This window comes from Rhodococcus sp. 114MFTsu3.1 (assembly GCF_000383555.1).
Lineage (GTDB): Bacteria > Actinomycetota > Actinomycetes > Mycobacteriales > Mycobacteriaceae > Rhodococcoides > Rhodococcoides fascians_E.
In genome coordinates this window covers 124,135-136,133 of record NZ_KB911555.1, presented here as the reverse complement: position 1 = coordinate 136,133, position 11,999 = coordinate 124,135, and the positions used below count along the sequence as shown (strand labels likewise).

Here is an 11,999-nt window from a genome sequence, read left to right as displayed (position 1 = left end):
TGCGGCGACGCCGCTCAGCGAACGAGGTAGGGAGACACGGAGCTTCGATGCTCGTCTATGTCCAGGTCCTTGCCCAGGGGAGGGAAGGCGCGTTGAGGGCAGTTCGCCCGCTCGCAGACACGGCAGCCTGCTCCGATGGGCGTGGCGACCGACGACCCGTGTAGATCCAGCCCGTCCGCGTAGACCAATCGGCCCGCATGGCGGAGTTCGCACCCGAGTCCGATGGCGAAGGTCTTGCCCGGTTGGCCGTACCGCGCCGCGCGCCGCTCGACGGTCCGAGCGATCCACAGGTAACTGCGCCCGTCGGGCATCTCCGCGATCTGAGTCATGATCTTGCCGGGGTAGGCGAACGTCTCGTACACGTTCCACAGCGGGCACGTTCCGCCACTCGACGAGAAATGAAACCCCGTCGCCGACTGTCGTTTCGACATGTTCCCGGCGCGGTCGACGCGGACGAAGGAGAACGGAACTCCGCGGAGCTTCGGCCGCTGCAGTGTCGACAAGCGATGGCATATCGTCTCGAAGCTCACCGAGAAGAAGGCCGACAACCGTTCCACGTCGTAGCGGAAATCCTCGGCTATGTCGTGGAACTGGTGATACGGCAGAACGGTCGCGGCGGCGAAGTAGTTGGCGAACCCCAGCTTCGCGAGCTTCTTGGACGCCTCGGACGTGAAGCCTCCCTCCTCGACCATCTGCTCGAGCAGGTCCGCGCACTCCAGGTAGGCCAATTCTGCCGCGAACTTGAAGACCCGCTGCCCGCCGGACAGGTGGGGCGAGATCTCCAGCAGCCGAGTCTTCGGGTCGAACCGGTGCAGAACGTTCTCGCCCAGATCGATCCGATTGACGATCTGCACCTCGTGCACCGTGCGTAGGCGTTTGGCGATCTCGTTACCGACGTCGGCCCGATGGAAGCGGATCCGCGACGTCAATTCCTCTGCCGCTGTGTCCAATTCATGCAGATAGTTCTGTCGCTGATAGAAGTAGTCACGTACCTCCTCGTGCGGCTTGCTGATCGACCCGCTGCCGCTACCGTCGGCGAACCGCTCCTCGGTCGCCGCGGCGAGCTGAGCGGTGGTGTTGCGATACCGACGATGCATGTTGACCATCGCTCGCGCCAACTGCGGATGGGAAGACACCATCTGCGCGATCTCGTGCGCGTCGGCGACGATGCCCATGTCCTGATCCAGCGCGACTTCGCGCAGCTCGGCCACCAGCCTGGTGTCGTCCTCGGACGAGAAGAACGACGTGTCGACGCCGAACACCTCGGAAATCCGCAGCAGGACCGGGACGGTGAGAGGCCGCACGTCGTGTTCGATCTGGTTGAGGTAGCTCGCGGAGATCTCGAGCTGTCCGGCCAGAGCTACCTGACTCATCTTGCGTTCCGTGCGTAGTTGACGCAGGCGCACGCCGACGAACGTCTTGGGCATGCGCTCAGGTTACGCCTGCGAAGAATGGCGTTAACAGGCTTCACCGATCGGTGCGCACGTGCAGTTCCGGATGGTCTATGGATCACAATTCGGGGTCGAGCGGAACAACCGGGCGCTGGGAGGCGTATACCCATAGGTGTTGGTTCGCATAAGTAATTAAGAGGGAGGCCCATCATGTCCGACAATCTTCGTGAACTCGTCCGCGACGCCGTCGTACTCGTAGCAGGCACCGTTCTGGTGGCGTCGACCATCTGGCTTCCGGTCGACGGTGACACCGGCGTGTCCGGGGCCATTCTGATTCTCGGTCTGCTCGCCGCAGGCACCGCGCTGTGGGCGATGTCCGCGGCCTCGAGGTCGAGTCACTGGGCGCACGTCGTGCTCGGCGCGGCTCTCGCCCTGTCGCCCGTGGTTTTGGCGTTCCCTGCAGGCCTCGTGACAGCAGACCTGTTCGCGCTCGTCGGGGGCGTCGTCATCGCGGCCATGGGCGTTCTCGGCGTGGCCACCGGTCGTAGCGACATCCGGCCGAGTGTGCTCGTGGCGTCGTCGCCCGAACGCGTGCGGGTGCGCAGCTGACACGTCCCTCTCTCACCGGAAGCAGCCTCGGCACTGTGCCGAGGCTGCTTTCGTCGTCGGAGGCTCCGATCGTGGTATGTGATACTGGTCACAGTGCCTGCCTTCTGGCTCGATTCAGACGGTTTCATGAAAACAGTACGTTCGTCCGGTTGGAACGGCCGGACGGTTTTCGTAAATTGCGTTCATGAACTGCGCTTTCGTCCTACTGGCGAGTAGCAAAGCCGTCCGATCGGGCGGGTGTGATCCGACGGCGATCTTCGCAAAGTTAGCAAGGCTTGATTGAAACCTAACCAAGATTGGCACTTGTAACAGGTGGACGGCCCTTTTTGGGTGTGCCACTCTTTGGAAGAACACCCGCACGGCCTGGCAACGATGTGAAGAATTCGAGCACCGAGTCGGCCGTATCGCACATCCGATAGAGACTGGAGCTGAGATGTCGACCACCGGCACCCCGAAAACTACAGAAGAAATCCAGAAGGATTGGGACACCAACCCTCGCTGGAAGGGCGTGACGCGCAACTACACCGCCGAGCAGGTTTCCAAGCTGCAAGGCTCCGTCGTCGAGGAAGCAACCCTTGCTCGCCGCGGCTCCGAAATTCTTTGGGACCTCGTCAACAACGAGGACTACATCAACTCGCTCGGCGCACTGACCGGTAACCAGGCCGTTCAGCAGGTCCGCGCAGGCCTCAAGGCCATCTACCTCTCCGGCTGGCAGGTCGCAGGCGACGCCAACCTGTCCGGACACACCTACCCCGACCAGAGCCTGTACCCGGCCAACTCGGTGCCGCAGGTCGTTCGTCGCATCAACAACGCACTGCTGCGCGCCGACGAGATCGCCCGCGTCGAGGGTGACACCACCGTCGACAACTGGCTCGCTCCGATCGTCGCCGACGGCGAAGCCGGCTTCGGTGGTGCCCTCAACGTCTACGAGCTGCAGAAGGCCATGATCGCGGCCGGCGTCGCCGGATCGCACTGGGAAGACCAGCTCGCCTCGGAGAAGAAGTGCGGCCACCTCGGTGGCAAGGTGCTCATCCCCACCCAGCAGCACATCCGCACCCTGACCTCGGCTCGCCTCGCCGCCGACGTCGCGGACGTTCCGACCGTCGTCATCGCCCGCACCGACGCCGAGGCCGCAACGCTTCTGACGTCCGACGTGGACGAGCGCGATCAGCCGTTCCTCGACGGCACCCGCACGGCAGAAGGCTTCTACGGCATCAAGAACGGTGTCGAGCCCTGCATCGCGCGCGCCAAGGCATACGCGCCGTACGCAGACCTCATCTGGATGGAGACCGGCGTGCCGGACCTCGAGGTCGCCAAGCACTTCGCCGAGTCGGTTCGCTCCGAGTTCCCGGACCAGCTCCTGGCGTACAACTGCTCGCCGTCCTTCAACTGGAAGCAGCACCTGGACGACGCGACCATCGCGAAGTTCCAGCGTGAGCTCGGAGCAATGGGCTTCAAGTTCCAGTTCATCACCCTCGCGGGCTTCCACTCGCTCAACTACGGCATGTTCGACCTGGCACACGGCTACGCCCGCGAAGGCATGACCGCGTTCGTCGACCTGCAGGAGCGCGAGTTCAAGGCTGCAGCAGAGCGTGGCTTCACCGCCATCAAGCACCAGCGTGAGGTCGGCGCAGGCTACTTCGACTCCATCGCCACCACGGTCGACCCCAACACCTCGACCGCAGCGCTGAAGGGATCCACCGAAGAGGGCCAGTTCCACTGAGCTAGCCCGCCTCCCCGGATACACAGCACATCAGTCAGGCGGCCCCAGCGTTTCGCTGCGGGCCGCCTGATCTGTATCGCCCGGGTTCTAGGGGTACCCGGCCGGAGTTACCCCACCTCGCTTACAGCTGTTGTCGTGTACGCATCGAAGGAGTCCGCCGTGCCGGTCGAGAGGGTGGGGATTGTCGGCGCCGGCCAGATGGGGGCCGGGATTGCAGAAGTCTGCGCCCGGGCACACCTCGACGTTCTGGTCTACGAGCACACTCGCGAGCTGACGACCGCAGGACGCACGCGCGTCCTGCGATCGTTGGACCGTGGCGTCAGCAGCGGCAAGATCACCGAACGCGAACGCGAACAGGCAGCGTGCGCACTACGCTTCACGACCGATCTCGACGACTTCGCGGATCGAGAGCTCGTCGTGGAAGCCGTCACCGAGGACGAGGACATCAAGTCCGACATCTTCGCCCGTCTGGACGCAGTGGTGACGGACCCCGGCGCGGTCCTCGCGTCGAACACGTCGTCGATCCCGATCATGAAACTCGGTGTCGCGACGGCCTCGCCCGACCGAGTCGTCGGGCTGCACTTCTTCAATCCGGTGCCGGTTCTGCCTCTCGTCGAGCTGGTCACCACCGTGAAAACCAGTGACGCAGTGGCCGAACGCGCCGAGAAGTTCGCCGGCGACGTACTCGGCAAGCAGGTCGTCCGCTCGGCGGACAGATCCGGGTTCGTGGTCAATGCACTTCTCATTCCTTACCTGCTCTCCGCGGTTCGGATGGTCGAGTCCGGATTTGCCTCCAAGGAAGACATCGACAAGGCGACGGTGCTCGGTCTCGCGCATCCGATGGGGCCGCTTGCGCTCGCGGATCTGATCGGACTCGACACGGTCAAGTCCATCGCCGATTCCATGTACGCCGAGTTCGGCGAACCACTCTTCGCCGCCCCGCCGTTGCTTCTTCGGATGGTCGAATCGGGTTCGACCGGCAAACGCACAGGCGCAGGGTTCTATCGGTACGAGAACGGCCGGGTAGTGAAAGAGCCTTCGTGAGTGAAAATGTAGGTGTCGGGATACATTTCCACTCCCGACCGCAGTAACTTGGTGGTGCGCACACGGCGCGCCAGACGACGGCAGGGGAGAGCGATGAGCAAGTCGAAAAAGTCCGGTGGAGTGTTGCCGAAGGCGTTCGGTATCGGACTGGCCGCGACGGGCGCAGCGCACTTCGTGGTTCCCGAGGCATTCGAGCCCATCACCAAACTGCCGTTCCCGAAGGACACCCGCGACTGGATCACGCGCAACGGTGCAACCGAACTGGTCGTCGGAGCCGCCATCGCGTACCCGAAGACACGCAAGATCGGCCTGCTCGGCCTCGGTGCCTACGTCGGCTGGCTCGGATACAACATCGCTCGCAACAGCTGACGCCGAGAATGTAGCGAACGCCTCCCGCCGATCGGGAATTCCCTGCTCGCGGCGCCTTCACCTGCTCGAACGCGCCAAGGCTGTTTGCCAAGCTACCGATGCGTAGGTAGCAATGTAGTTATGACTTCAGCTACCGCGTACACAGCGACAGCCCCCGACGCACCCCTCGAGAAGGTGACGATCGACCGCCGCGAGCTAGGGCCCAAGGACGTCCTCATCGAGGTCAAGTTCGCCGGCATCTGCCACTCCGACATCCACACCGCCCGCAACGAGTGGGGCGGCACCACCTACCCGGTCGTCCCGGGACACGAAATCGCAGGCATCGTTGCCGAGGTCGGCTCCGGCGTCACCAAGCACAAGGTCGGCGACCGCGTCGGCGTCGGCTGTTTCGTCGACTCGTGCGGCGAGTGCGACGCCTGCCTGGCAGGCGAGGAGCAGTACTGCTTCAAGGGCGTCACCCAGACCTACAACTCCAAGCAGGCCGACGGGTCGATCACCCAGGGCGGTTACTCGACGCACATCGTCGTGACCGAGGGCTTCGTGCTGTCCATCCCCGAGGGCATCGAACTCGATGTCGCCGCACCGCTGCTGTGTGCGGGCATCACGCTGTACTCGCCGCTCAAGCACTGGGGTGCAGGCCCGGGCAAGAAGGTCGCCATCATCGGAATGGGCGGACTCGGTCACGTCGGCGTCAAGATCGCCCACGCCCTCGGAGCCGAGGTCACCGTGCTGAGCCAGACCCTGAGCAAGGAAGAGGACGGCAAGCGCCTCGGAGCCGACCACTACTACGCGACCTCCGACAAGGAGACGTTCAAGAAGCTGCGCGGCGAGTTCGACCTGATCATCAACACCGTCTCCGCCGAGATCGACATGGACAAGCACATGTCGCTGCTCGCGATCAACGGCTCGCTCGTCATCCTCGGACTGCCGTCGGAGCCCATCAAGGTTCGCGGATTCACGCTCGCTGCGAACCGTCGCAGCCTCGCAGGCTCGATGGTCGGTGGCATCGCGCAGACCCAGGAAATGCTCGACTTCTGCGCCGAACACCACATCGGTGCCGAAATCGAGACCATCCCGGCCGACAAGATCAACGAAGCCTACGAGCGCGTCCTGAAGAGCGACGTTCGATACCGCTTCGTCATCGACGCCAACACCTTCTGATCCACTCCTGTGGGCGGCGGGTAGCGACGGGCGCTACCTGCCGCCCACAGGCGTAACGTCGAAGTCGGGTCGGAAGATGTTCTCCGCAAGGAAAGGACACTTTCATGAAGACTTCCTCCAGCCGTCACGGCAAGATGGCCGCAGCCGGGCACAGCTCAGCCGGCCACGCACTGGTCGGCGCCCACCCCGGCGCCGCGCGGTATGCACTGGTCACCGTCGGTGTGCTCGCGCTCGTCCTGTTCGCACTGTCGGCCTTCAACGGTCTCGGCACCGTCGCCGTCATCGCCGGTTGCGTGTGCGTCGTCGCAATGGCGTCGGCGATGGGTCTCGTCGGCGGCACAGGGCACCCCGACTCCTGACCTGGTCGGACGCCTGACCTCGTCGGAGAGGTCCGTCGCTAGCTGTCCGCGAGACGCTGCTTCTCCACCTCGACGTCGAAATCGGCTTCGGGCCACTCGAGGTCGAGCTTCTGCAGTGCATCGATCAGCAGCTCGGTCACCGCCAAGCGTGCGTACCACTTCCGATCGGCCTGAATGACGTGCCACGGCGCGTAGTCCGTGTTGGTCCTGTCGATGACCCGCTGATACGCGGTGCGGTACTGCGGCAGAAAGCCGCGCTCGGTGACGTCGCCCGGGTTGTACTTCCAGTGCTTGTCCGGCCGATCCAACCTCTCCTGCAACCTGGTTCGCTGCTCCTCCGGAGAAACGAACAACGCAACCTTCACGATGTGCGTGCCGCCGTCGACCAACTCCTTCTCGAACGCGTTGATCTCGTCGAACCGCGGTTCCCAGACCTGACGCGGAACAAGGTCGTGGACGGCGACGACCAGCACATCCTCGTAGTGCGAGCGGTCGAAGACACCGATCCGTCCACCGCGCGGCAGGGCGTTTCGGATGCGCCACAGGTAGTGATGCTGCTTCTCCTCCTGCGTCGGAACTCCGAACGACGCCAGGTCGACGCCCTGCGGGTCGACCATTCCGATGACATGTCGCACCATGCCGCCTTTACCTGCGGTGTCCATGCCCTGAAGTACCAGCAGGATCGAGCGCAGGTCACCGGTCCGGCCGTTGGCGTACAGCTTCTCCTGCAACGCCGACAGCACCTCGCCGCGCTCTGCGAGCAGCGCCTGCCCGTCGGTCTTGCTGCCCTCGAAACCCGGAGTCAGTGAGCAGTCCAGGTCCGCGACGGATGTCTCGTCGGTCGCACGGAGGATGTCGGCCGCAGGTGTCGACCACAGGTTGCCGCTCTTCTTCGAATGCTTTGCCATGATTGGACCCTAGTAGCAGCGGGGACCCCACCCGCCGAGAACCGAGATGGCGTCGCGCGGCGCGGCTAACCTGGAGGCATGGCTCCGAAACTGGCAACTGCCGAATCCGTCGCACGTGAACAACTGCTCGACTTCGTCCGCCCACGTCATCATTCCACGCTCATCACGCACAAACGTGATGGTGGCCTGCAGGTTTCGCCGGTGACATCCGGCGTCGACTCCGAGGGCCGCATCGTCATCGCGTCGTACCCCGAACGCGCCAAGGTGGCCAACATCCGGCGGAACTCCGCCGTCACCGTCTGCGTTCATTCCGACGAATGGAACGACGCCTACGTCCAGATCGACGGAACCGCTGAAATCCTCGACGTGCCGGACGCCGTCGAACCGCTCGTCGAGTACTTTCGCAGCATCGCCGGGGAGCATTCCGATTGGGACGAGTACCGCGAGGCAATGGTGAAGCAGGGAAAGTCGTTGATACGCATCACGATCGAATCCTGGGGCCCCGTCGCCGAAGGTGGCTTCCCTCCGGGAAGAATGTGACAAGCCCTCCGGGAAGAATGTGACAAGCCCGCCCGGGAGAATGTGACAAGCCCTCCGGCAAGAATGTGACAAGCCCGCACGGGAGTATGTGACGGCTCAGCAGTTGCTGGGCGCGGGGCCGCCGGTGAAGCGGTCGTCGACCCAGGTTTCGACGAGGGTGCCGGGGTCGACGTCGTGACCTTGGCCTTCGAGGCGGACGGCCAGCAGGGTGTCGCCGAGGCTGCAGGCTCGCCCGAGCGCGGATTCGGTCCAGGCGGGTTTCACCACGGTGTCCTCGGAGCCGTAGACGGCGAGGATCGGTGCGGGTGATGCTGCGCGTGGCAGCGAGTACTCCTGCATGCGGCGAGTCAGTTGTTCGGCGGCTGCCGGAGTCGATGCGGTGGTGTCACCTGGCTGGACGTCGGCGGCTGCGGCGGCTTGTGCTTCGCTGCTCGCGGTGTTGCATCCGACGAGTTGGTCGAGGTTGCCGGTGAGGGCACCGTGCAGGTGGTCGGCGGGGTCGATGGACGGGTCGACCCGGGCGGCGCCTTCGACGATCAGTGGGTACACCGCCCGCTGGCCATCTGCTTCGCCTGATGTTCCCGAGCTCTGGGCTTCGATGATTCCGGGCGAGATGTCCAGTGCTGGAGACAGGACTGCGGCGCCGCGCAGGTCGAGTCCGTCCCCGTACACGTCGTCGAATTCGTTTGCAGCCCACGCTGCTTGACCACCCTGGGACCAGCCGACGGCGACCCATCGTGTCGACAGGCGCGGGTCGAGGTTGCGGGCGGCGCGGACGGAGTCGATGACGTCGAAGGCTGCGGTCCGAGGTTCCAGATACGGGTGTGGCGGCGAGTCGACGGTGCTGCTCAAGCCCTGGTAGTCCGTGTATGCGACGGCGTATCCGCGTTCGAGGAAGCGTGACACCACGTCGGCGTCGCCGGCGAGGTCTCGCTTCTCGGACGGGGCGCACCCGGGGGAGATGCCGACGGTTCCGTGCGCGTACGCCACGACGGGTCGCCCGCCGACGGGGGCGGGGCCGTCGGGGACGAACACTGCGCCGCTCACCTGGGTCGGGCTGCCGTCCACGCCGGACACGGAGTTGTACACGACAGTCGCCGCGGTGGTGCCGGCCGGGAACAGAGCTGGATCGAACGGCGTCGTGGTGGAACTCGACACGACGGTTCCGCGCGCGGCGACGGTCTCGGCCGTGGCGGTGGGGATGCTCGTCGAATAAGCGGGCGGCTGGGCGGCCGAGTGTGCGGGTGAGGGTGCGTGCGGCTGGGCGGAGGTGGTGCTGCACGCCGCCGCAAGGGTTGCACATACGGCGAGCGCAGCCGCGCTGGCCTTCGGACCCACTGTCGGTTTCGCCGGCAGGAACCGGGGAGCGCGAGAACCGAACACGCGTCGATCCAACCACGGTCGGCAGTGCGGAACCAAAGCGTTCTCGGTGGGCAACGACGAGCGGCCCCGCCCTTCTGTCGAGGGGCGAGGCCGCGGGAGTGTCGTTCGTCAGCCCTTCAGCGGAGCAGCGAACAGCGGAACAGCGTTCTCGAGGGCGTATCGGGTACCTGCAACCGAGGCGGCCGAGAAGGCGTTGCTGAGGTCGAGGTCACCGAGAACCACCAGACGCCCGTCGCGGGCGACCGGGAGACCCTGGATCGACGGGTCGTTCGCGATGGCGTCGGCGGTCTCGCCGATGGGGAACATCACGGTCAGGTCCGCGTCGAGCTGGGCTGCGTTCTCGGCGGACAGGTCGATGGCGAACTTCCCGTCCGACGCCTGGGCCTGAATTTCCGGCTTGTTGACGAAGCCGAGCCGCTTCATGAACTCGACGCGAGTATCGCCGTCGACGTAGGCACCCAACTGCCCGCTGTACAGCGTGCCGACGACGACGTTCTTGCCGTCGAACTCGGGGTTGGCCGCTGTTGCGGCGTCGAACGCGGCGTTGGTCTCGTCGATGAGCGTCCGGCCTTCGGCTTCCTTGCCGAGTGCCTCGGCGACCAGTTCGGTCTGACCGTCCCACGTGGTGCCGTACGCGATCTCGGTGCCGGCGGGTGCCCCGACCGTCGGCGCGAGTTCGGACAACTGGTCGTATGTGGCTTGGTCGTTGGTGCTGCGGGTCCACAGGATGAGGTCCGGGTCGAGCGCGGCCACGGACTCGATGTCCACCTCGTACGTGCCGAGGACGGTAGGTGGCGTGTCGTAGGACTCCTCCACCCACGGGCCGAGTCCGTCTCCGCCGACTGCAAGCCAGTCACTGGCTCCCACCGGCTGCACTCCGAGCGCGAGTGCGGTCTCGGCGTCGGACCAACCGAGGGCCACCACGCGTTGCGGGTTCTCGGGAACGGTGACGTCGCCGAAGATGGTCGAGACGGTGGCACCCTCGGCGTCCGTGTCCGACGAGTCGGAGCTGCTGCAGGCGGTCATCGTGAGGGCCGCGACCGCGGCGATCGCGGGGGCGAGTAGAGCAAGGCGGGATGTGCGCATAGGCAACGCTAACCTACGGTGTCCGATTTCGAGAACTGTTCCACCAGTGCAGCGCAGAAGGCGGGGAGGTCGTCCGGGTTACGGCTCGAGATCAGATTTCCGTCGACCACCACTTCCTCGTCGACGACGGTCGCACCCGCATTGCGCAGATCGGTGCGGATACTCGGGAACGACGTCAAGGTGCGGCCCTGGAGAACGTCGGCCTCCGCGAGGGTCCACGGACCGTGGCAGATGACGGCGACGGGCTTGCCCGAGGACACGAATCGGCGGACGAATTCCACTGCGTCGGAATCGGTTCTCAACTTGTCCGGGTTGGTGGTCCCGCCGGGGAGGATCAACGCGTCGAAATCCTCGGGAGACACATCCGCGACGACAGCGTCGACCTCGAACGTGTTGGAGGCGTCGACGTCACCGGTCATCGCTTGAATGTCCCCGTGAGTCAGCGAAATCAATGTCGTTGTGCCACCGGCGGATCGGACCGCATCACGAGGTTGGACCAGTTCTACTTCTTCGACGCCGTCGGTAGCGAGAATGGCCACCGTGCGTCCTGTCAACGAAGGGCTCATGGTGCCAGGGTGACCGGCGAATCGGCGTTTCAAACCGAGCGCTGGTCCTCCTCGTCCTTCGGGGTGACGAGCGGATGCGGCTGCGCGTTGAATTTCGCCGGGGAACCGTCGGCCATCGCGACGCCGTGAATTCCGCCCCACGTCATCATGCTGAGGTAGTCGATGAGGTCCTCCATCGACATCGACTTGTTCGAGATCCACCAGTGGGTGGCGAGTTGCACGGCCCCGACGATCGCGAACGCGAACGGCACCGAACCGCCGGAATCCATTTCGCGCTGGCGTAGACGCTCGCCGAGAACCGTCGCCAACAGTTCGGCGATCATGCGCTCCGACTCCGCGACGACGTCCCGGTTGCTGCCCGCGTTGTTCGCCATCACGTACAGGTAGACCTCGGGATCGGTGGCAACCGTCTCCACGTACGCCGCGATGACCGCCCGGGTGAGGTGGTACTCGTCCAGTTCCTCCGAGATCGCGAAATAGATCCGCGGCGCGAGCGTCGTCTCGACGTACCGCGTCATCGTCGCGTTGGTCAGGTCCGCCTTGTCGGTGAAGTACCGGTACAGCACGGTCTTCGAGATACCGATCTCCGACGCGATCTCGTCCATCCCGATCTCGCGCCCGCGCAGGCGGATCGCCGCGAGAGTGCCGTCGACCAACTCTTCCCGACGCGCGATCTTGTGGTCGCGCCAGCGACGCTTGCGTCCGTCCGGCTTCTCCGTCTTGGTGGCCTCCGTCTTACCGGCTCCTGCGTCCTTGGCTGCTGCTTCGGTGTCGTCGTTGTTCGCTGATGTTGCATTTCTCGCCACGTGTGCCCGCCGTATCCCATCGCCTTCGTATGCAGATCAGCTTAGGCGTCCGTG

13 protein-coding genes are annotated in these 11,999 nt (G+C 64.8%); 7 read left to right on the top strand and 6 right to left on the bottom strand.

Annotated features, from left to right (window positions below):
* Positions 1 to 14: 14 nt before the first annotated feature.
* Positions 15 to 1,427, bottom strand: coding sequence for an acetate metabolism transcriptional regulator RamB (gene ramB / locus H292_RS0120145; RefSeq protein ID WP_020112553.1), 1,413 nt, complete (start codon positions 1,425 to 1,427; stop codon positions 15 to 17).
* A 174-nt stretch (positions 1,428 to 1,601) separates the two neighbouring features.
* Between ramB and H292_RS0120140 the strand changes: the two genes are divergently transcribed.
* The 6 genes from H292_RS0120140 to H292_RS0120115 all read left to right on the top strand — a co-directional run bounded on the left by H292_RS0120140 (position 1,602) and on the right by H292_RS0120115 (position 6,656).
* Entirely contained in the window at positions 1,602 to 2,000 is a 399-nt protein-coding gene (locus H292_RS0120140; RefSeq protein WP_019666567.1) for an SPW repeat domain-containing protein, read from the top strand.
* 433 nt (positions 2,001 to 2,433) lie between these two features.
* Positions 2,434 to 3,723, top strand: a complete 1,290-nt coding sequence (gene aceA / locus H292_RS0120135) for an isocitrate lyase (protein ID WP_019666566.1) — start codon at positions 2,434 to 2,436, stop codon at positions 3,721 to 3,723.
* Between the two features lie 159 nt (positions 3,724 to 3,882).
* The gene (locus H292_RS0120130) at positions 3,883 to 4,767 is read left to right on the top strand and encodes a 3-hydroxybutyryl-CoA dehydrogenase (RefSeq protein ID WP_019666565.1); all 885 of its coding nucleotides are present in this window, start codon (positions 3,883 to 3,885) and stop codon (positions 4,765 to 4,767) included.
* A gap of 93 nt (positions 4,768 to 4,860) precedes the next feature.
* On the top strand, positions 4,861 to 5,136 hold the full coding sequence (locus H292_RS0120125; protein WP_020112552.1) for a hypothetical protein: 276 nt from the start codon (positions 4,861 to 4,863) through the stop codon (positions 5,134 to 5,136).
* Between the two features lie 120 nt (positions 5,137 to 5,256).
* On the top strand, positions 5,257 to 6,297 hold the full coding sequence (locus tag H292_RS0120120; RefSeq protein ID WP_020112551.1) for an NAD(P)-dependent alcohol dehydrogenase: 1,041 nt from the start codon (positions 5,257 to 5,259) through the stop codon (positions 6,295 to 6,297).
* A 104-nt stretch (positions 6,298 to 6,401) separates the two neighbouring features.
* On the top strand, positions 6,402 to 6,656 hold the full coding sequence (locus tag H292_RS0120115) for a hypothetical protein (RefSeq protein WP_019666562.1): 255 nt from the start codon (positions 6,402 to 6,404) through the stop codon (positions 6,654 to 6,656).
* A 38-nt stretch (positions 6,657 to 6,694) separates the two neighbouring features.
* Here H292_RS0120115 and H292_RS0120110 read toward each other — a convergent pair whose 3' ends face one another.
* On the bottom strand, positions 6,695 to 7,564 hold the full coding sequence (locus H292_RS0120110) for a polyphosphate kinase 2 family protein (RefSeq protein WP_019666561.1): 870 nt from the start codon (positions 7,562 to 7,564) through the stop codon (positions 6,695 to 6,697).
* Positions 7,565 to 7,642: 78 nt separating this feature from the next.
* Between H292_RS0120110 and H292_RS0120105 the strand changes: the two genes are divergently transcribed.
* Entirely contained in the window at positions 7,643 to 8,104 is a 462-nt protein-coding gene (locus tag H292_RS0120105; protein WP_019666560.1) for a PPOX class F420-dependent oxidoreductase, read from the top strand.
* Between the two features lie 96 nt (positions 8,105 to 8,200).
* Here H292_RS0120105 and H292_RS0120100 read toward each other — a convergent pair whose 3' ends face one another.
* The 4 genes from H292_RS0120100 to H292_RS0120085 form a co-directional block, all read right to left on the bottom strand.
* Positions 8,201 to 9,487, bottom strand: coding sequence for a lipase family protein (locus tag H292_RS0120100; protein ID WP_020112550.1), 1,287 nt, complete (start codon positions 9,485 to 9,487; stop codon positions 8,201 to 8,203).
* A 108-nt stretch (positions 9,488 to 9,595) separates the two neighbouring features.
* Positions 9,596 to 10,573 (bottom strand): iron-siderophore ABC transporter substrate-binding protein, encoded by a 978-nt coding sequence (locus tag H292_RS0120095; RefSeq protein ID WP_020112549.1) that lies wholly within the window; start codon positions 10,571 to 10,573, stop codon positions 9,596 to 9,598.
* An 8-nt stretch (positions 10,574 to 10,581) separates the two neighbouring features.
* Positions 10,582 to 11,139, bottom strand: coding sequence for a type 1 glutamine amidotransferase domain-containing protein (locus tag H292_RS0120090; RefSeq protein WP_026348051.1), 558 nt, complete (start codon positions 11,137 to 11,139; stop codon positions 10,582 to 10,584).
* A 29-nt stretch (positions 11,140 to 11,168) separates the two neighbouring features.
* Entirely contained in the window at positions 11,169 to 11,945 is a 777-nt protein-coding gene (locus tag H292_RS0120085; RefSeq protein WP_020112548.1) for a TetR/AcrR family transcriptional regulator, read from the bottom strand.
* Between the last annotated feature and the right edge of the window lie 54 nt (positions 11,946 to 11,999).